This is a genomic window from Brucella daejeonensis, from assembly GCF_014199265.1.
Taxonomy (GTDB): Bacteria; Pseudomonadota; Alphaproteobacteria; order Rhizobiales; family Rhizobiaceae; genus Brucella; species Brucella daejeonensis.
The window spans coordinates 18,131-36,578 of the sequence record NZ_JACIJG010000008.1 but is presented as its reverse complement, the minus strand read 5'-3'; the positions used below and the strand labels follow the sequence as shown (position 1 = coordinate 36,578).

The window sequence follows — 18,448 nt, the reverse complement described above, 5'->3', positions numbered from 1 at the left end:
CTATGGTACTTGAATGGCGAAATCTTTGGTGTTTGCTAAAGCTGGAACCGGAAAAACAATCAATCCGTCAAAACGGCCCGGTAAATGGAGAGAATGATGAAACCCGTATCAACCTATATGCTGACGCTTGCCCTGGGTGGGCTTGCCACGGGAACGGCAATGTTCGCCGCCCCGACAAGCGGGCTCGCCGCAGAACCCGAAAGCTGCTCGACCGTCCGTTTTTCCGATGTGGGCTGGACCGACATCACCTCCACCACGGCGGTCGCCACCGAAATCCTCAAGGGCCTCGGATACAAGACCGATATCAAGGTTCTCTCCGTTCCGGTAACCTATGCGTCGCTCAGCAAGAAGGATATCGACGTCTTCCTCGGCTACTGGAACCCGTCCATGACCGCCGACCTTCAGCCCTACCTCGATGACAAGACCGTCGAGACGCTGCGCACCAACCTGACCGGCGCGAAATATACGCTGGCCGTGCCGAAATATGCCTATGACGAAGGCCTGAAGGATTTCAAGGACATAGCCAAGTTCAAGGACAAGCTCGGCGGCAAGATTTACGGCATCGAGCCGGGCAATGACGGCAACCGCCTGATCCTCGACATGATCGGCAAGGATGCCTTCGGCCTCAAATCCTTCCAACTGGCGGAATCCTCCGAACAGGGAATGCTTGCGCAGGTCGCGCGCAACATCAAGAGCAAGGAGCCGGTCGTCTTCCTCGCATGGGAACCCCACCCCATGAACAAGCGCTTTGAAATCGCCTATCTGACCGGCGGCGACGATTTCTTCGGCCCCAATCTCGGCGGCGCCAAGGTCGAGACCAATGTCCGCACCGGTTATACGCAGGAATGCCCGAATGTCGGCAAGTTCCTCACAAATCTGGAATTCAGGCTCGACATCGAAAACGAGATCATGGGCAAGATTCTCGATGACGGTGAAGAGCCTTCGAAAGCCGCAACCAACTGGCTGAAAGCCAATCCGGGCGCTCTCGACCAGTGGCTTGCAGGCGTCACCACCGTCGACGGCAAGGAAGGCCTGCCAGCCGTCAAGACCGCTCTCGGCCTCTGATTTGCGACAAAGCGGGCTGCGGAAAACCGCAGCCAGCGACCCGTGGATACCCCCACCCTATCCCTTTGTTTTACGCATTATCCTACGCAAAACCGCTTCGCAATTTTGCTGGAAATGCTCTGGGGGCTAAACGCAATTAGGATTTGGAGCGCGGTATGAGCGGAAATCCTTCAGCTTTAGGAGCGAAACCGAAGGTGGAGTGTCCCTCCATCGAGGTTTCGCGACACCAAGATGGAGAATTTCCGCCATATCCCGAAGGGACGCCGCGCCCGAAACCTAATTGAGTTTAGACCCTAGCACGCAGCAGGAGACTTGATCGTTGAACTGGCTGACGGACTATAAAATTCCTGTCGGACCGACCGCCAAAGCCGTGGTGGACTGGCTGACGAACAATATGGGCGGCTTTTTTGATGCTTTGGCCGCCGTCATGCAGAGCCTCATCGACGGCCTGCTTTTTCTTCTCAAGCTCCCGCACCCCCTGCTGCTCATAGCCATTTTCGCGCTCGCCGCATGGTTCATCCAGCGCCGCATCCTGGTCGTCATTCTGACCGTGGCGGGGTTCCTGTTCATCATCAATCAGGGTTACTGGGACCGCACGCTGGAAACGCTGACGCTCGTGCTTTCGGCCTGTTTTGTCTGCATGGCCATCGGTGTTCCGCTCGGCATTGCAGCCGCCCACCGCCCCACGCTTTATGCCGCCATGCGTCCCGTCCTCGACCTGATGCAGACATTGCCGACCTTCGTCTACCTGATCCCGGCCATCGTCTTCTTCGGCATCGGCATGGTGCCCGGCCTGCTTGCCACCGCGATCTTCGTCCTGCCCGCCCCGATACGCCTGACACATCTCGGCATATCGTCCACGCCTTCCTCGCTGATCGAGGCCGGCGAAGCCTTCGGCGCGTCGCGCTCGCAGCTCCTGTGGAAAATCGAACTGCCCTATGCCATGCCGCAGATTCTGGCCGGTCTCACCCAGACCATCATGCTGTCGCTGTCGATGGTGGTGATCGCCGCGCTCGTCGGTGCGGATGGCCTCGGGGTACCGGTCGTACGCGCGCTGAACTCGGTCAACACCGCCCTCGGCTTCGAGGCAGGGCTCGTCATTGTCGTGGTCGCCATCGTGCTCGACCGCATCTTCCGCGCCAATCACGAAAATAGTCGCGAGAAATAGGAGGAAGCGGATGACCATCATCGCTCTCGAAGATGTCTGCATCATTTTCGGCAATGACGTCGGCAACGCCCTTGCGCTGGCCGATCGCGGCGCAACCCGCTCTCAGATTCAGGCGGAAACCGACCTCGTTCTGGGCGTGCACAATTGCACGCTCGACATCGAGGAAGGGGAAATCCTGGTTCTGATGGGACTGTCCGGTTCGGGCAAATCCACCCTGCTGCGGGCCATCAACCGACTCAATCCGATCTCGCGCGGGCGTGTCCTCGTGCGTGACGGGGACCGGACCATCGATGTCGAAAAGGCCGACCGGGCCGCGCTTCGCCATCTGCGCACGGAACTCGTCTCCATGGTGTTCCAGCAATTCGGTCTCCTGCCATGGCGCACCGTCGAGGATAATGTCGGCTTCGGCCTGGAAATTTCAGGCATGAGCAGGGAAGAGCGTCTCGCCAAGGCGCGCGAACAGCTTGAACTGGTCGGCCTGCAAGACTGGGCCAAACGCAAGGTGGGCGAACTTTCCGGCGGTATGCAGCAGCGCGTCGGGCTTGCCCGCGCCTTTGCCACCGGCGCGCCCATCCTGTTGATGGACGAACCCTTCTCCGCGCTCGATCCGCTGATCCGTACGCGGTTGCAGGATGAACTGCTTGCCTTCCAGTCGCGCCTGAAAAAGACCATCGTCTTCGTCAGTCACGATCTCGACGAAGCGATGAAAATCGGCAATCGCATCGCCATCATGGAGGGCGGGCGCATCGTGCAATGCGGCACGCCGCAGGAAATCCTGCTTCGCCCCGCCGACGATTATGTCGCCGATTTCGTGGCCCATATGAACCCGCTCGGCGTTCTTCGGGCGGGCGACATCATGGTTCCCTTCGACCGCAATGCGGCCCCCCGTCCCTTCGCGGCGACAGCCAGCCGCGAAACGCTGGTGCGCGACCTGATGGGAGCCGTCGCCGACAGCAGCGGCGATGTCGGCATCATCGAGAACGGCGCGATTATCGGCAAGATCGCCTCCGACGATATTGTCCGCGCCCTCGCCTGGCATCAGCAGCGCGGCACACAGAGCTAAACAAAAACTCCGAAATTAGAGTTCACCACCAAAAACAAAAGCCGCACATTTTCATGTGCGGCTTTTGTTGCTTGATCGCATATAGACAGGATCAGCTATGTGCAGCCTGTCTTGCAGCGGCACGCGCTTCCACGCGCGCGCGGATAGCATCCACATCGGCGCGCGGCGTCGCTGCGAAAAGCTTCTTGGTATAATCGTGCTGCGGATTGTTGAACACGTCGTCACGCGAACCGTATTCGACGACCTCACCGAAATACATCACCATCACCTCGTCGGCGATATAACGCACCACCGAAAGGTCATGGCTGATGAAGACATAGGTCAGCCCGAATTCCTCCTGAAGATCGGCCAGAAGGTTCAGAACCTGCGCCTGCACCGAAAGATCGAGCGCCGAAACCGGCTCGTCGAGGATCAGCAGCTTCGGATTGAGCATCAGCGCGCGCGCAATGGCGATACGCTGGCGCTGGCCGCCGGAGAACATATGCGGATAACGGTTGAAGTGTTCGCGACCAAGGCCGACCTTCAACAGCATCTGCATGGCCTTGTCGCGACGCTCTTCAGCCGACATCTTGGTGTTGAGCAATAGCGGTTCAGCCAGAACATCACCGATCTTCTGGCGCGGATTGAGCGAACCATAGGGATTCTGGAACACGATCTGCACCTTCTGGCGCATTTCCGCCGTCAGGCCGTCACGGGCAATATTGACGCCCTTGCCGCCCACCATCAGGTCACCCGACGTTTGCGGATCGATCATGGTGAGAATGCGGGCTAGCGTAGACTTGCCGCAACCCGATTCGCCAACGATGGCGAGCGTCTTGCCTTTCTCCAGCTTGAAGCTCACGCCCTTGACGGCATGAACCACCTTTCCCTGGCCGAACAGTCCGCCGCCCACATGATAGTCGCGCTTGATATCGCGCGCTTCGAGAACGATCTCGCTCATCGGGCATCTCCCGCCGCACTGTTATTCTCAAAAACGAAGTCGGACACCGTCGGCAGGCGGTCGCCCGTCGCGTTTTCCGGCAGGGCCGAAAGCAGCGCGCGCGTATAGGGATGCCTGGGCGCGGAAAACAGCGACAGCACGTCGGCATCTTCCATCTTGTGTCCCTTGTACTGCACGATCACGCGGTCCGCGGTTTCCGCAACGACGCCCATGTCATGGGTGATCATGATCAGGCCCATGCCATGTTCGACCTGAAGCTGCATCAGGAGATCGAGGATCTGCTTCTGGATCGTCACGTCGAGCGCGGTCGTCGGCTCGTCAGCGATGAGCAGCTTCGGATTGCAGGCGATCGCCATCGCGATCATGACGCGCTGGCACTGGCCGCCCGACATCTGATGCGGGAAGCTTTTCAGGCGCTCGCCCGCATCGTGGATGCCGACGAGTTCGAGCAGTTCCACCGCACGCGCGCGCGCTGCCGACCCCCCGAGCCCCATATGACGCTTGAGCACTTCCTCAAGCTGATAGCCAACCGTGAAGCACGGATTGAGGCTGGCGATCGGCTCCTGAAAGATCATCGAAATATCGCGGCCGATGATCTGGCGGCGCTCCCGGTCGGAGATGGTCCGCAGATCCTTGCCGTCGAACACCATCCTGTCGGCGGTCACGGTCGCGGTCTTGGGCAGGAGCCCCATGACAGCCAACATGCCGACCGACTTGCCGGAGCCGGATTCACCGACAATGGCGAGGACTTCGCCCTTGTCGACCGTAATATCGATACCATCGACAGCCTTGAACGGGCCGACGGATGTTTCAAAGGAAACCGAAAGATTCTTGATTTCTAGAAGCGCCATCGGTCAGCTCCGTTTAAGCTTCGGATCAAGCGCATCGCGCAGACCATCGCCAATCAGGTTGATGGCGAGAACAGTGATCAGGATTGCCAGGCCGGGGAAGGTGACGACCCACCAGGCGCGCATGATGAATTCACGCGCTTCTGCCAGCATCGTGCCCCATTCCGGCGTTGGCGGCTGCGCGCCCATGCCGAGGAAGCCCAGTGCCGCCACATCGAGAATGGCGTTGGAGAACGACATCGTGGCCTGCACCACCAACGGCGCAAGGCAGTTTGGCAAAATGGTCTTGAACATCAGGCGCAGTTTGCTTGCGCCTGCAAGCTTGGCCGCCGTCACATATTCGCGTTCCTTTTCCGCCATCACGGCGGCACGGGTCAGACGCGAAAAGTGCGGCAGAAGAACCAGCGTGATCGCAAGCACGGCATTGATGAGGCCGGGGCCGAGGATCGCCACCAGGACCAGTGCCAGCAACAGCGACGGGAAGGCAAGGATGACGTCCATGATGCGCATGAAGACCGTATCGACGCCGCCACCGAAATAGCCGGTGACAAGACCGATCGTGATGCCAAGGCACATCGAGATGATCACGATCACGAAACCGACGAGCAGCGAATATTGCGAGCCGTAGATCATGCGGGACAGGATATCGCGACCGACCGCATCGGTTCCGAGCAGAAAGCGGGTCGAGCCGCCGTCTTCCCAGAAGGGAGGCGCGAGCAGGAACTCGCGGAACTGTTCCGCCGGATCGTGCGGCGCCAGAACCGGCGCCAGAATGGCGACAAGGACGAGAGCCAGGAAAACCACCAGGCCGACGACAGCGCCACGATTGACGCTGAAATAAAACCAGAAATCCTTGAGCGCGCGGATTTTTCCGATGTCGCTTGCGGCTTCCGGCTGAATAGCTGAGTCTGTCATAGTACCCTCACTTGTGCCGGATACGCGGATTGATGAGGCCATACAGCAGATCGACCACCAGATTCACCAGCATGATGATGAAGGCGATGATCAACAGTCCGCTCTGCACGACCGGATAGTCGCGGCGGAAAATGGAATCGAGCATCCATTTGCCAATTCCCGGCCACGAGAAAATGGTTTCCGTCAGGATCGCGCCCGCCATCATCACGCCGACCTGCAGGCCGATGGTGGTGATGACCGGGATCATGGCGTTGCGCAGCGCGTGCAGTCCGATGACGCGGCGGGCGGGCAGGCCCTTGGCGCGCGCGGTGCGCACATAGTCCTCGCCCAGCACTTCCAGCATTGCCGAACGGGTCTGGCGCGCAATGACGGCAAGCGGAATGGTCGCGAGCACGATGCTTGGCAGGATGAGATGCGAAAGCGCCGAAATGAACGCGCCCTTCTGATCGGACATAAGGCTGTCGATCAGCATGAAGCCGGTTACGGAAGGGAAATAATAGAGCAGCGAAATGCGGCCCGAGACCGGGGCCCATTGCAGGACGCCGGAGAAGAAGATGATGAGCAGCAGCGCCCACCAGAAGATCGGCATCGAATAGCCGACGAGAGCCACGCCCATCAGCCCCTGGTCGAACCACGACCCGCGCTTGACTGCGGCGATGACGCCCGCCGGAATGCCGAGGAAAACAGCCAGAATGATCGCGCAGACCGACAATTCGATGGTCGCGGGAAACAGGGTGAAGAATTCGGCGAGAACAGGCTTCTTGGTGACGAGGGACTGGCCGAAATCGCCGTGCAGCAGGTTCCAGACATATTGGAGATATTGCTGCCAGATCGGACGATCGAATCCGAGTTGCGCCATGAGTTCGGCGTGACGTTCCGGGCTGACGCCGCGTTCGCCGGCCATTAGCAGCACGGGATCGCCGGGCAGGACCCGGACGAAGGCGAAAGCCACGATGGTGATGCCTATGAAGGTCGGGACCAGATAGACGAGCTTGTTGAATATGAAGCGAAGCATACAAAAACTCCGACCGGGTGCAGGGCTTCACCCTACACCCGGCCACCGATTTGGCGAAACCGAAATTCGTATGCCCTCTGGAGTGAGGCCATGGACGAATTTCGGTTTCAAAACAAAACCAGCAACCAGTTGAATGGAGTGTGGTTTACGAATTTGAGATCCCCGAACGCGCATGTCACGCAAAGGACAGGAACCTCAAATCCACCACACTCATGTTGTCAGATATTACTCGGCAATATCGACATCTTCGAAGCGATAGTCGCCGAGCGGGCTCTGCTTGAAGCCCGTAACCTTGGCCGACATCGGCACGAAGACCGTCGAGTGAGCAAGCGTATTCCAGGGGGCCTGTTCCTTGAAGATCACCTGGGCTTCTTCATAAAGCTTCGTGCGTTCTTCCTGGCTGGTCGAAACCTTGGCCTTCTGGATCAGGTCTTCGAACGGCTTGTAGCACCACTGGGCGCGGTTGTTCGAACCGACGCCAGCGCAGCCGAGAAGCGTGCCCATGAAGTTGTCCGGATCGCCGTTGTCACCGGTCCAGCCGAGAATCACGGCACCGTCACGTTCCTTGTCGGACGACTTCTTGAGGTATTCACCCCATTCCATCGAAACGATTTCGGCGCTGACGCCAACCTTGGCCAGGTCGGACTGCATGAGTTCAGCCGTACGGCGTGCATTCGGCATGTAAGGACGGCTGACGGGCATCGCCCACAGCTTCATCTTCAGATCCTTGACGCCAGCCGCTTCGAGAGCCTTCTTGGCGGCTTCCGGATCGTACTTGTCGTCCTCGACCTTGTCGTTATAGCCCCACATCGTCGGCGGGATCGGGTTCTTGGCAACCTGACCCTGCCCCTGGAACACGGCGTCGATGATGGCCTGCTTGTTGACAGCCTGATTGAGCGCCTTGCGGACTTCCGGCTTGTCATACGGTGCCTTCAGCGTGTTGTACGCGAAATAAGCAACATTGAGGCCAGCCTGTTCGTCGACCTTGAGGTTGGAATCGGCCTGCAGGCCCTTGATGTCGGCCGGAGCCGGATAGGACATCAGATGGCACTCGCCAGCCTTGAGCTTCTGCGCGCGCACGGCCGGATCGGTCGTGATCGCGAAGACCAGATCGTCGATCTTCGGCTTGGCGCCCCAGTAGTTTTCATTGGCCTTGTAGCGAACGACAGCGTCCTTCTGATAGGCGACGAAGACGAACGGACCGGTACCGACCGGGTACTGGTTCAGGTCTTCCTTCTTGCCTTCGGCAGCGAGCTTGTCCGTATATTCCTTGGAGATGATCGACGCGAAAGGCATCGAGATATTGGCAAGGAACGGCGCTTCAGGACGGTTGAGCACGAACTTGACCGTGTAGTCGTCAACCTTGACGATTTCCTTGATCAGCGTGCCCATTTCCATGCTGTCGAAATACTCGTAGGTGATGCCTGCGGTATATTCGTGCCAGGGATTTTCCTTGTTGCTCATGCGATCGAAGGAGAAGATCACATCGTCCGCATTGAAATCGCGGGTCGGCGTAAAGCGATCGTTCGAATGGAACTTCACGCCCTTGCGCAGATGGAACGTATATTCCAGACCGTCGTCGGACACGTCCCAGCTCTCGGCCAGACCCGGTACGACCTTGGTCGTGCCGTTTTCGAATTCCGCAAGACGGTTGTAAACCGGATGCGCCGACGCATCGAACGTGTCACCGCCCGTATAAGCTGCCGGATCGAAGCCTTCCGGCGATGCCGGCGAGCAGTACACAAAAGTTTTGGCCGAAGCAGCGCCGCTCATCAGAGCCACGAGCGCAGTCGCTGCCAGGAGTTTCTGGTAGAGTTTCATTATTATCCGCCTCCACGGAAAAACACGCCGCGCGCACCCCATTGCCCGCAGCCTGCATCTATCGAAACGTGTGGGTCGCTACTTTGCAAGCGCAATTTTAGGAAAGCGTTCACATTCTCAACCGGTTTAAGCTCCGTCTGATGGATTTTTATTCCAAAATTTGCCGACTTTTCGAAAAATTGCGCTAAAGCCATTTAAATTATAATAATATTCGCACAGGGTTTTTACCCGTTTCAGCTGATTCCCCGGCAACGGGAACACAACCTGCAATGGTGCCGAAACACGATGACTTCCGTCCTGTAAGCGAACCGGTTTCAGTGTTTGAATCGAAAAGGGCAGCCTGGTTCTGGCCCGGCGTCAAAATGCAGGCTATTAACCGGATAAATACACTCACCTTTGAGGCAGGAGCCATGACACAAACCGGCAACCCTATCCGCCCGACGACGCCCGAAGCCATCGGGCTTGCCAAGGGCCTGCTGCGAACCGCGCGCCATGGCGCGATTGCGGTGCTGGACCCCGCAACGGGAAGACCGCTGGCCAGCCGCGTCGCGGTCGCAACCGACATTGACGGGACGCCGCTGATCCTTGTTTCCGGTCTGGCCGCGCACACGCCGGGCCTGCTGGCGCATCCGGCCTCGTCCCTGCTTCTGGGGGAACCGGGCAAAGGCGACCCCCTCGCCCACCCCCGGATCACGATCCATTGCGAAGCCGAAAAGGTCGCCCCCACAGCGCCCGACTATGCACGCATTCGCCGGCGTTACCTGAACCACAATCCCAAAGGGTCTCTTTACGTCGATCTGGGAGATTTCTCCTTCTTCCGCCTCAAGGTCGAAAGCGCAAGCCTGAATGGCGGCTTCGGCAAGGCGTTCAACCTGCGCCGTGAGGACCTGCTCTGCGCGAAAGACGCCAGTGAAAGGTTTGCGGATGGCGAGCAGGAAGCCATTGACGCCTTGAACCGGAAGGACCGGGATACGGTCCCTCGCATCCTGCAAACGCTCTTGAAAGTTGCGAGTGTCAATGACCGTGGGAAGGTGATAGGATTGGACCCGGACGGCATGGATATCGCCCTGGGCGATACCGTATTGCGGCATGGTTTTTCGTCCGCGTTCGATTCCCCAAGTTTGATGGTTAAAACATTGACCAAATGGGAAAATAAAGCCCCTTGAAACAAATCGGCTCTTTTTTTGGGACAAAACTGCATAATTTTGCCCTGCAACGAATATAAGCAAGGGCTTTTCAAACCCGACAGATAGTATTAATTTATATCTGCATGCCTATAGAAATACGCATGTTTATTTTTAACTTTGTCCAGTCTTACGGGGGTATGACGGCAAATGAGCAACGAAGTTACTTTTATTGATTTGATGGAAAATGTAGATCAGGCAGCCGATTTTCTTTCGGCTCTCGCCAATAACAAGAGATTGCAGATATTATGTAAGTTGCTTCACAATGAAATGTCTGTAGGCGCGCTCGCCAAAGCGATCGACCTCAGCCAATCCGCCTTGTCTCAGCATCTGGCGAAGTTACGGGCTCTTGACCTCGTATCGACCCGTCGCGACGCACAGACCATATATTACATGGTCTCTTCACCGCATATCGAACTGATGTTGTCGACGCTTTCGAGTCTGTATATGAGTCCGACTCCACGTCGTCATAATCTGGCGGCAGTCGCCCACGCATCATAGCACATGAGGATATAGCCGTGCGATGAAGGAAAAAACCTGTTCGCACGGCTGTGTCTTGAGGATCGACGATCCCGACGACGGACGTCTGGCGCCTTATCGCGACATACGGGAGAAAGATCTCGTTGGCCGTCAGCAGAGTTTCATCGCTGAAGGCAAAGTCGTCCTCAACGTCCTGCTTTCCTCTTCCGCACGTTTTGAGACCCGGTCCCTGCTCGTGCTGGAAAACCGCCTCGCCGGCCTTGCCGGGCAATTGCGGCAATTACCCGATGGCGTACCCGTCTATTCCGTTCCGCAAACGGTCATGGATGCGGTTGCGGGTTTTCATGTTCATCGCGGCATTCTGGCCGTCGGTCACCGCAAACCGCAACCGGATTTGCGGTCCATGCTGAATGGATTGCCGGCAAAATCGCTCATCGTCGTGCTATGCGGCATTTCCAATCACGACAATGTCGGTTCAATCTTTCGCAATGCGGCGGCGTTTGAAGCCGACTGCGTGCTTATGGACGAGACCTGCTGCGACCCGCTCTATCGCAAAGCCACTCGCGTTTCCGTGGGCGCGACGCTCAAGGTCCCCTACTTTCGCGGCGGCACTATCGATGAGATCATCGGCGCGATCGGGGACGCCGGGTTCAATCTGCTCGCGCTCAGCCCGTCGTCCGACCTCAGCATCTATCGCGCGGACAGGCATGATCGTCAGGCTCTCCTCCTCGGCACGGAAGGGGAAGGACTGCCGCCCCGCCTGCTCGAAAAGCTGCAGGCGGCCCGCATTCCCATGTCGACGGAATTCGACAGCCTGAACGTCGCGACCGCCTCGGGGATTGCACTGTCGCATTTCAGCAAATTTTCCTGAAGGGCTTGCGCGAACCCACCAAAAGAGAAACCCCGGCTTCGAGCCGGGGTTCTTGTTTTCAACGCGGCGTCTCTCTTCCAGGAAACAGACCGCAGCGAGAGCGGGTCAGGCCGCCGAAGCGCTTGTCGTGCCGGCAACGAGGCGGCGAAGCATTTCTTCCGCCTTCGGTTCCCGTTCGGACCGGCCGATGAAGCCGCCGCCGAAAACACGCGCCGTGTTGCTTTCATCGGAATAGAGCACGCAGGCCTGACCTGGCGCGATACCGCTTTCGCCGTCAACCAGTTCGACCCAGGTCTGGCCGTCGGCATGATGCAGCACCGCCGGACGCGGCGGACGCGTGGAGCGCACCTTGGCGAAAACTTCCATCCCGCCTTCCGGCAGACCGCCGATCGGACCGTCGCCCAGCCAGTTGATATCGCGCAGGAACACCTTGTGCGTTTCAAGCGCCTCACGCGGCCCCACGATCACCCGGGCGTTGGCGGCATCAAGATGCACCACATAAAGCGGCTCGCCGGTGGCGACACCGATACCGCGCCGCTGACCGACCGTATAATGAACGATGCCGTCGTGGCGTCCAAGCGTGCGTCCGTCGATATGGACGATATCGCCCGGATTGGCGGCTTCCGGCTTGAGGCGCGAGATAATATCGGAATATTTGCCCTGCGGCACGAAGCAGATGTCCTGACTATCCTGCTTCTTGGCAACCGTCAGCCCCATTTCCTCGGCGATCTCGCGCACCTGTGCCTTCGGCAGATGCCCCAGCGGGAAACGCAGATAATCGATCTGCTCCTGCGTGGTCGCAAAAAGGAAATAGCTCTGGTCGCGGTCGGCATCGACGGGGCGATAAAGTGCCCGATGCGCGCCATTGGCACGACTGCGGATATAATGCCCCGTGGCAAGCGCATCAGCGCCCAGATCGCGCGCGGTCTGGAGAAGATCGGCGAATTTGACGGTCTGGTTGCAGGCGACGCAAGGGATCGGCGTCTCGCCGCTCACATAGGAATTGGCGAAAGGATCGATCACCGCCTCGCGAAAACGGGCTTCGTAATCGAGGACGTAATGGGGAATGCCAAGGCTTTCCGAAACGCGGCGGGCATCTTCGATATCCTGTCCCGCGCAGCAGGACCCGGCGCGGTGAACCGCCGCGCCATGATCGTAAAGCTGAAGCGTAACGCCGACGACATCGTAACCTTCACGTTTGAGAATCCCGGCCACAACAGATGAATCGACGCCGCCCGACATGGCGACGACAACGCGCGTGTCTTCCGGCTTTCCCGGCAGATCGAGGCTGTTCAGGCTCATGATTGATCCAGCTTCCGGGCATATGCCCTGCTTCTCAGAATTTAGGTTTCTGCGCCCTATATAGGCCAAACTGCGGCAATTTGCCAAGGGTAAGCTAACAATCATTGTCAGGATTGCCGCGGGTCGCGCGCACTTCCCCGTGAAGTTTTCCCGCAGTGTGCCGCAAGATTGCCCGAAATCCGGCATAGGTGAATATTTTTCCAAGTCTTACCAGAGCGTTACCGGCAGCTTAGGTAAATTTTAAAGCTGTCGCGCTAGTCTCCTACACGATTAGGTCCTTGAGTGTTGTGTAGAGAGTACAATGACCGATCTGGTAAGACCGCGTATAAAATATGTTATTGGTCCTGATGGCAGCCCGCTGACCATCGCGGACCTCCCCCCCGCCAATACGAGGCGCTGGGTCATCCGCCGCAAGGCCGAAGTCGTTGCCGCTGTACGCGGCGGGCTTCTGAGTCTTGAGGAGGCATGCCAGCGTTACACGTTGACGGTGGAGGAATTCCTTTCCTGGCAATCCTCAATCGATGAGCATGGTCTCGCCGGCCTCAGGACCACCAGAATTCAACAATATCGGCATTAAAACCTTCTATGCCGGGAGCCGCTGCAATGACAGCCATCGGCTCAACAAACGGAAAACCGGCCCTCGGGCCGGTTTTTGTTTGCACAATTCTTCCCGATAATATGAACTGGAAAACAATTTCATCAGGAGGATGGCATGAGCGGAAATATCGCTATTCGCAAGGAAGACAGTTCGGACGGCGGACGCTACTCCGCCCTGCTCGACGGCAGCGAAGCCGAAATGACCTATACGAAGCTCGGGCCTTCGCTCGTCTCCATCGATCACACTTTTGTTCCCGACGCGATGCGCGGCAAGGGCATCGCGCAGGCTCTCGCGAAGAACGCGGTCATGGATGCACGCCGCAACGGATGGAAGATCATTCCGCGCTGCAGCTTCATGCATGCGCAGTCCATGCGCCATCCCGACTGGTCGGATGTCTTCGGAAACGAATAGGCCGGCATCCGGCCGCAAATGCGGTGAAAACAGGAACCGCTCTATTGCAGATCGCGGACACGTCGCGCCAGGCTTTTCCGGCGCGGCTTTTTCCCCTTATGGAGAACGTCTTCAGCCTCCAGGATCTTATGGATGGGCGATCCCGGCCCTTCCTTTTCAGCCGTTGCCGCAACCATGCGGGCGGCAAGACGCGCCATTTCCTCGCGGAGTACCGCATTTTCCCTGTTGATCTCCGCCAGATCGGCGCTTTCGGATGGCTCCGCGCCGTTGCGACCGCGACGCTCCAGTTTTTCCTGCGCATCGGATAAATCGGAAATCAGCTTTTCAAGCTTCTGCTGCAACTCACCATTCCGGCGCTTTTCGCTTTTCAGCTCCGTTTGCGCTGTCGTCAGTTCTGTCGAGAGCTTGTTGTAGCGGGCAGTGGCTTCCTTGCGGTCACGGCGCATTTCGGTCATCTCGTTTATCAGGCGGCTGTATTCAGCCTCGTTCCCACTTATCTCTATACGCAACGTATCGGCAAGCCCTTCAAGCGCGCTGTAATGGCTCTGCATCCGCTCCAGTTCGGCCTTCAGGATACCGGCTTCTTCAAGAGCAGTATCGCGCACGGTCCCGGCTTCCTTCACGGCTTTTTCGTGCTCCGCCATCTGTGTCTGCGCATGAGCGAGACCTTCTTCGAGAAGCGGAATCCGTTTCAGCTCTTCATGTTGCCGGGCCAGAACCACTTGTCGTTCCGCCGCCTCATGACGTTCGAGCTTCAGAAGCTGCTCCAGACGGCTCGCCGCGACGGCATGTTCCGCCCGAAGTCCGTCCCGGTCGGCGCGTATCTCGGCAAGCGTGATCGGCAATTCCGCCTGAACCTGTCGTCGCGCAAGAAAGAAAGCCCGACGCCAGACCGACGGCCCAAGCAGAACCACGGCGAAAACCGCCACGAGAACGCCAAGGATGAAAAAGAGAGCGGACTGGATCACGGTTTCAAACGAGCTCGGGCGGTTTCGGACAGGAACTCAGGGCCTGAATCAAAAGCGGCATGTGCGTGCGAAAACTGCCATTTGCAGTCACCCATGACGACTTTGGAACAGGCTCTCAACGGGCTGATCATAGAGCGCATCCCGAAAGGTGTGAACCGGTTGTCGGTCATTTTTCGGGCAGTTTCGGGTATGCGCGCCGGAGCGCCGATCTGATTGAAACAGACCGGCATGGCGACTTTTGGAAAAGGCTCTCAGAACGGGTTCCAGGTCGGCGCGGCTGAAAGCTTCAGATAACCGATATTCACGCCGAGCCTCGCGCCGACGCCGGTGCGGATCGGAACCAGCACGATATTCCCGCGCTTGAGAACATTGAAACCGACGCCCGCGACAACATAGGCAGAACCGGAGACGCCTGCATAGCGGCCGTAAAGGTTCTGAATGTCGTCGAGATTATAGACGAGCATCATCACACGAGAGCCCTGCCCGCCAAAATCCCAGCCGAGCGAAGGCCCCTGCCAGAACGTCTTATGATCGCCGGCATTCTTGGTGTAGAGCGTGCCTTCACCATAGGTCAGTCCGCCGATAAAGGCGCCGGAGCCTTCTTCGCCCAGAATGTAGCCGTTCGGCAATCCGAAGCTCTGAAATGCCTTCTCGACCGCGCTGGCAAGGCCGCCCGAGGTCGAGCCGAAAAATCTGTGACCGGACGCGACGATTTCTTCGGCCGTGTAGGTGTTCTGTGCCCTGGCCTGATCGGGCCGGGCGATGAAAGAAACAAACAGAGCCGCGAAAAACGCCATGAAGCACGCCGCTTTGCGGATTCTGGTTTGTGACAGGGTTGGTATGGCCATTTACAATTCCTTTTGGCTATCCGTTCCTCTGTCTGACGGCCCCTGTTGGAAAGCCGGACGGCGCCTCTTGCGGACGTTTCCGTCGAATCGCGTCTATTTTAGACGCAAATTTATTGTCTAAACCTTTAGGGTCTGAAATTGGCTTTACAAAGGCGACGCGATTTGGGCCTCGCGGACAGAAAAAGCCGGTTCTCACGCCGATGTGAACCCGCGCCTGACGGGCCATCCCGGCGTGGCTGGAGAATAGAGCTTTGTTGCGGCGGCCAGATGTCGCGTGTATCCAGTTAAATCGATATTCAGGGCGATTCGCCCGCCTTCATGCAGCGCGTAAACGACAGGCTTTACGGGCTGTTTTGTCAACCGATAACGGTTCTGTCACCTGGCGTCGCCAGAACGACAAGGATCGATCCGCGTTCCCGGAGAAAGCGCCATGCCATTGCCCGTTACCCTTTCCGCACTCGACCTCGGTGCGCTTCTGTGCAGCAGGATCTGTCATGACATCATCTCGCCTGTCGGCGCGATCAATAATGGCCTGGAACTGCTTGAAGAAGGCGGAGCGGACGAAGATGCGATGGCGCTGATCAAGTCGAGCGCGCGCAACGCCTCTGCACGGCTCCAGTTCGCCCGCATCGCTTTTGGCGCGGCAGGCTCCGCCGGTGTGCAGATCGACACAGGTGACGCGCAGAATGTCGCCGCCGAATATTTCAAGAACGAGAAGCCGGAATTCAGCTGGGAAGGCACGCGTGTCCTTCTGCCGAAGAACAAGGTCAAGCTGCTCCTCAACCTGCTCCTCATCGGCAATGCCGCCATACCGCGCGGCGGTTCACTGGCCGTGCGCCTTGAAGGCGGCGACACCGAACCGCGTTTCGTCATCACCGTGAAGGGCCGTATCCTGCGGGTTCCGCCAAAGTTTCTTGAGCTTCACTCAGGCGCGACGCCGGAAGAACCGATCGATGCGCATTCCGTCCAACCCTATTACACGCTGCTTCTGGCGGAAGAAGCAGGCATGAAGATTTCCATTCATGCCACCGCGGAAGACATCGTATTCTCAGCGGAATGAATCAAAAAAAGCGCGGGCAAACGTCCCGCGCTTTTCTTTTGTAACGAAAGCATGTCGCCTGAGCATGATTGAACGCGACACGCTTTAAATATCCGGCTCAAAAGCAAAAGCTCCGCCGAAGCGGAGCTTTTTACGTTTCAGTCCCTGCCGTGCGATCAGGCGCTTTCGCGCAATTCGGCATCCGGCTCGCGCAGCACATAACCGCGGCCCCAGACAGTCTCGATATAGCTTTGGCTACCGGAAACCGCATCGAGCTTCTTGCGCAGCTTGCAGATGAAGACGTCGATGATCTTCAGTTCCGGCTCGTCCATGCCGCCATAAAGATGGTTCAGGAACATTTCCTTGGTGAGCGTTGTGCCCTTGCGGAGCGACAGAAGCTCCAGCATCTGATATTCCTTGCCGGTCAGATGAACACGCTGACCGCCGACTTCCACCGTCTTGGCATCGAGATTGACGATCAGGTCGCCCGTCGTGATGACCGACTGGGCATGACCCTTCGAACGGCGCACGATCGCATGAATACGGGCGATCAGCTCGTCCTTGTGGAAGGGCTTTGTCATGTAGTCGTCGGCGCCGAAGCCCAGACCGCGAACCTTGTCCTCGATGCCGGCCATGCCGGAAAGGATGAGGATCGGCGTCTTGACCTTGGACAGACGCAAGGTACGCAGGACTTCATAACCCGACATATCCGGCAGGTTCAGATCCAGCAGGATGATATCGTAATCGTAAAGCTTGCCGAGATCGATGCCTTCTTCGCCCAGATCGGTCGTGTAGACATTGAAACTCTCGGACTTGAGCATCAACTCGATGCTCTGTGCGATAGCACTGTCGTCTTCAATCAAAAGGACGCGCATCTTTTATCCCCTTTCCGCAGCCGACCAGATGTCCCTCACGGCAGCACACGGAACTGTCGTTGCCTTTGCATGAAGGTGCCAGCAAATGGTTAACAAAATATGATTCTGCTTGGCAAGCATATTTATGTTCCGTTTAGAAAATTCTCATATCTGCCTGAATCATAAAGACATTCGCCCTATAACGACTCTAATGCATCACTTTAAGAATCTTCTCTAAGCGATTCATCTGACTCTAGCTTTCGCCTGTTACCCAAAAACCACACTCGGTTTACCGAGCCTTAAGTCCTAACGCGTATGATTAACTCCGCCGGTAAAGGAATGGTTACCAAACGAGCGAATCCTTAACTTTTTGTTTCGCTTATGAAGCTCATTCTAAAGCCAAATGCGGCGCTTCCCCCTTTAGGGAAGGCGGATTCGCAAGGAGATTCGGCGGTGTAACAGGTGCGTTTTGCCTGTTTACACCTGTTAACAAAGTCGGGGGGAACGCCCCAACATATGAAGCTGGTTGGTGTTCAAGGAGTATTGCGTATGAAGCCACGTGAAAGCCTCGTCAGGCTGAAACTGTTTCAGGTGAAAGAGAAACGCCGTCAACTGGGGCAGCTTGACCTGATGATCGGCGAATTCGAACGGATGGCAGGCGAACTCGACGCCCAGATTCTTTCGGAGGAAAAGAAGGCCGGCATCACCGACATTAATCATTTCGCCTATCCGACCTTTGCCAAGGCGGCACGCCAGCGGCGCGACAATCTCTTCGTTTCGATTCGCGACCTGATGTCCCAGAAGGAAGCAGCCGAAGCTGAACTGTCGGCTGCGGAGGTCGAACTGTCGAAAGCCGAGGCACTGGAAGAGCGCGACGGCGGCAAGGCACCTAGGGCAATCGTCGAACGGCCTGCCAATCAGCGCCGCGCAATGATCGGCTGATCGAAGCGGTTCCAACCGAATTTGAGGACGCTGTCTTTAAAAAGCAGCGTCCTGCCGTCTGCTGCAACCATCTTGATTTCCCCGACATATTGATATTTGGAAATCAATATTTCCGA

General features: G+C 57.6%; 19 protein-coding genes. 10 read left to right on the top strand and 9 right to left on the bottom strand.

All coding sequences use genetic code 11. The annotated features are described in order from the left end of the window. Nucleotides 1–96 precede the first annotated feature (96 nt). From FHS76_RS11775 to choV, 3 genes are all read left to right on the top strand, one after another. On the top strand, nucleotides 97–1,065 hold the full coding sequence (locus tag FHS76_RS11775; RefSeq protein ID WP_183652505.1) for a choline ABC transporter substrate-binding protein: 969 nt from the start codon (nucleotides 97–99) through the stop codon (nucleotides 1,063–1,065). Nucleotides 1,066–1,384: 319 nt separating this feature from the next. Next, complete coding sequence (gene choW / locus FHS76_RS11770) at nucleotides 1,385–2,233, top strand: choline ABC transporter permease subunit (RefSeq protein WP_183652502.1); 849 nt, start codon at nucleotides 1,385–1,387, stop codon at nucleotides 2,231–2,233. Nucleotides 2,234–2,243: 10 nt separating this feature from the next. Continuing rightward, nucleotides 2,244–3,296 carry a choline ABC transporter ATP-binding protein gene (choV, locus tag FHS76_RS11765; RefSeq protein ID WP_183652499.1) on the top strand — a complete coding sequence of 351 codons (1,053 nt, stop codon included), beginning with the start codon at nucleotides 2,244–2,246 and terminating at the stop codon, nucleotides 3,294–3,296. Between the two features lie 91 nt (nucleotides 3,297–3,387). On the opposite strand, the gene FHS76_RS11760 is transcribed toward choV, so the two are convergent. From FHS76_RS11760 to FHS76_RS11740, 5 genes are all read right to left on the bottom strand, one after another. After that, a complete protein-coding gene (locus FHS76_RS11760; RefSeq protein WP_183652496.1) occupies nucleotides 3,388–4,236 on the bottom strand; it encodes a dipeptide ABC transporter ATP-binding protein in 849 nt (282 codons plus the stop codon). Further along, complete coding sequence (locus FHS76_RS11755; RefSeq protein WP_183652493.1) at nucleotides 4,233–5,087, bottom strand: ABC transporter ATP-binding protein; 855 nt, start codon at nucleotides 5,085–5,087, stop codon at nucleotides 4,233–4,235. Before FHS76_RS11755 ends, FHS76_RS11760 begins: the two co-directional genes overlap by 4 nt. Before the next feature lie 3 nt (nucleotides 5,088–5,090). Further along, on the bottom strand, nucleotides 5,091–5,999 hold the full coding sequence (locus tag FHS76_RS11750; protein WP_183652491.1) for an ABC transporter permease subunit: 909 nt from the start codon (nucleotides 5,997–5,999) through the stop codon (nucleotides 5,091–5,093). Nucleotides 6,000–6,006: 7 nt separating this feature from the next. After that, nucleotides 6,007–7,014: an ABC transporter permease subunit gene (locus FHS76_RS11745; RefSeq protein ID WP_183652488.1), complete on the bottom strand. Its 1,008-nt coding sequence runs from the start codon at nucleotides 7,012–7,014 to the stop codon at nucleotides 6,007–6,009. Nucleotides 7,015–7,239: 225 nt separating this feature from the next. Beyond that, nucleotides 7,240–8,835 (bottom strand): ABC transporter substrate-binding protein, encoded by a 1,596-nt coding sequence (locus tag FHS76_RS11740; protein ID WP_183652485.1) that lies wholly within the window; start codon nucleotides 8,833–8,835, stop codon nucleotides 7,240–7,242. A gap of 410 nt (nucleotides 8,836–9,245) precedes the next feature. On the opposite strand from FHS76_RS11740, the gene FHS76_RS11735 reads away from it, so the two are divergent. The 3 genes from FHS76_RS11735 (at nucleotide 9,246) to FHS76_RS11725 (ending at nucleotide 11,370) form a co-directional block, all read left to right on the top strand. After that, a complete protein-coding gene (locus FHS76_RS11735; protein ID WP_183652482.1) occupies nucleotides 9,246–10,001 on the top strand; it encodes a HugZ family pyridoxamine 5'-phosphate oxidase in 756 nt (251 codons plus the stop codon). Nucleotides 10,002–10,169: 168 nt separating this feature from the next. Next, nucleotides 10,170–10,520 (top strand): ArsR/SmtB family transcription factor, encoded by a 351-nt coding sequence (locus tag FHS76_RS11730; RefSeq protein WP_183652479.1) that lies wholly within the window; start codon nucleotides 10,170–10,172, stop codon nucleotides 10,518–10,520. Nucleotides 10,521–10,542: 22 nt separating this feature from the next. Further along, entirely contained in the window at nucleotides 10,543–11,370 is an 828-nt protein-coding gene (locus tag FHS76_RS11725; protein ID WP_183652476.1) for a TrmH family RNA methyltransferase, read from the top strand. Nucleotides 11,371–11,475: 105 nt separating this feature from the next. On the opposite strand, the gene mnmA is transcribed toward FHS76_RS11725, so the two are convergent. Beyond that, complete coding sequence (gene mnmA / locus FHS76_RS11720; protein ID WP_183652473.1) at nucleotides 11,476–12,672, bottom strand: tRNA 2-thiouridine(34) synthase MnmA; 1,197 nt, start codon at nucleotides 12,670–12,672, stop codon at nucleotides 11,476–11,478. A 301-nt stretch (nucleotides 12,673–12,973) separates the two neighbouring features. Between mnmA and sciP the strand changes: the two genes are divergently transcribed. Together sciP and FHS76_RS11710 are read left to right on the top strand one after the other, a co-directional pair. Beyond that, the gene (sciP, locus tag FHS76_RS11715) at nucleotides 12,974–13,249 is read left to right on the top strand and encodes a CtrA inhibitor SciP (protein ID WP_002964694.1); all 276 of its coding nucleotides are present in this window, start codon (nucleotides 12,974–12,976) and stop codon (nucleotides 13,247–13,249) included. Nucleotides 13,250–13,384: 135 nt separating this feature from the next. Then, the gene (locus FHS76_RS11710; RefSeq protein WP_183652470.1) at nucleotides 13,385–13,681 is read left to right on the top strand and encodes a GNAT family N-acetyltransferase; all 297 of its coding nucleotides are present in this window, start codon (nucleotides 13,385–13,387) and stop codon (nucleotides 13,679–13,681) included. Between the two features lie 41 nt (nucleotides 13,682–13,722). Here the strand turns inward: FHS76_RS11710 and FHS76_RS11705 are convergent, their stop codons facing one another. Next, nucleotides 13,723–14,625: a coiled-coil domain-containing protein gene (locus FHS76_RS11705; protein WP_183652980.1), complete on the bottom strand. Its 903-nt coding sequence runs from the start codon at nucleotides 14,623–14,625 to the stop codon at nucleotides 13,723–13,725. 275 nt (nucleotides 14,626–14,900) lie between these two features. Next, nucleotides 14,901–15,497 carry a DUF1134 domain-containing protein gene (locus FHS76_RS11700; protein WP_183652467.1) on the bottom strand — a complete coding sequence of 199 codons (597 nt, stop codon included), beginning with the start codon at nucleotides 15,495–15,497 and terminating at the stop codon, nucleotides 14,901–14,903. A 430-nt stretch (nucleotides 15,498–15,927) separates the two neighbouring features. Here FHS76_RS11700 and chpT point away from each other — a divergent pair, with 430 nt between their 5' ends. Next, complete coding sequence (gene chpT / locus FHS76_RS11695) at nucleotides 15,928–16,557, top strand: histidine phosphotransferase ChpT (RefSeq protein WP_183652465.1); 630 nt, start codon at nucleotides 15,928–15,930, stop codon at nucleotides 16,555–16,557. 155 nt (nucleotides 16,558–16,712) lie between these two features. Here the strand turns inward: chpT and ctrA are convergent, their stop codons facing one another. Further along, nucleotides 16,713–17,411 carry a response regulator transcription factor CtrA gene (ctrA, locus tag FHS76_RS11690; RefSeq protein ID WP_183652462.1) on the bottom strand — a complete coding sequence of 233 codons (699 nt, stop codon included), beginning with the start codon at nucleotides 17,409–17,411 and terminating at the stop codon, nucleotides 16,713–16,715. A gap of 528 nt (nucleotides 17,412–17,939) precedes the next feature. On the opposite strand from ctrA, the gene FHS76_RS11685 reads away from it, so the two are divergent. Next, nucleotides 17,940–18,332: a flagellar export protein FliJ gene (locus FHS76_RS11685; RefSeq protein WP_183652459.1), complete on the top strand. Its 393-nt coding sequence runs from the start codon at nucleotides 17,940–17,942 to the stop codon at nucleotides 18,330–18,332. Nucleotides 18,333–18,448 lie beyond the last annotated feature (116 nt).

Bases quoted from the DNA above. Each gene is read 5' to 3' on its own strand.
- FHS76_RS11775 (WP_183652505.1), top strand. From the start codon at position 97: ATGAAACCCGTATCAACCTATATGCTGACGCTTGCCCTGGGTGGGCTT.
- choV (WP_183652499.1), top strand. From the start codon at position 2,244: ATGACCATCATCGCTCTCGAAGATGTCTGCATCATTTTCGGCAATGAC.
- FHS76_RS11760 (WP_183652496.1), bottom strand. From the start codon at position 4,236: ATGAGCGAGATCGTTCTCGAAGCGCGCGATATCAAGCGCGACTATCAT.
- FHS76_RS11755 (WP_183652493.1), bottom strand. From the start codon at position 5,087: ATGGCGCTTCTAGAAATCAAGAATCTTTCGGTTTCCTTTGAAACATCC.
- FHS76_RS11750 (WP_183652491.1), bottom strand. From the start codon at position 5,999: ATGACAGACTCAGCTATTCAGCCGGAAGCCGCAAGCGACATCGGAAAA.
- FHS76_RS11745 (WP_183652488.1), bottom strand. From the start codon at position 7,014: ATGCTTCGCTTCATATTCAACAAGCTCGTCTATCTGGTCCCGACCTTC.
- FHS76_RS11740 (WP_183652485.1), bottom strand. From the start codon at position 8,835: ATGAAACTCTACCAGAAACTCCTGGCAGCGACTGCGCTCGTGGCTCTG.
- FHS76_RS11735 (WP_183652482.1), top strand. From the start codon at position 9,246: ATGACACAAACCGGCAACCCTATCCGCCCGACGACGCCCGAAGCCATC.
- FHS76_RS11730 (WP_183652479.1), top strand. From the start codon at position 10,170: ATGAGCAACGAAGTTACTTTTATTGATTTGATGGAAAATGTAGATCAG.
- FHS76_RS11725 (WP_183652476.1), top strand. From the start codon at position 10,543: ATGAAGGAAAAAACCTGTTCGCACGGCTGTGTCTTGAGGATCGACGAT.
- mnmA (WP_183652473.1), bottom strand. From the start codon at position 12,672: ATGAGCCTGAACAGCCTCGATCTGCCGGGAAAGCCGGAAGACACGCGC.
- sciP (WP_002964694.1), top strand. From the start codon at position 12,974: ATGACCGATCTGGTAAGACCGCGTATAAAATATGTTATTGGTCCTGAT.
- FHS76_RS11710 (WP_183652470.1), top strand. From the start codon at position 13,385: ATGAGCGGAAATATCGCTATTCGCAAGGAAGACAGTTCGGACGGCGGA.
- FHS76_RS11700 (WP_183652467.1), bottom strand. From the start codon at position 15,497: ATGGCCATACCAACCCTGTCACAAACCAGAATCCGCAAAGCGGCGTGC.
- chpT (WP_183652465.1), top strand. From the start codon at position 15,928: ATGCCATTGCCCGTTACCCTTTCCGCACTCGACCTCGGTGCGCTTCTG.
- ctrA (WP_183652462.1), bottom strand. From the start codon at position 17,411: ATGCGCGTCCTTTTGATTGAAGACGACAGTGCTATCGCACAGAGCATC.
- FHS76_RS11685 (WP_183652459.1), top strand. From the start codon at position 17,940: ATGAAGCCACGTGAAAGCCTCGTCAGGCTGAAACTGTTTCAGGTGAAA.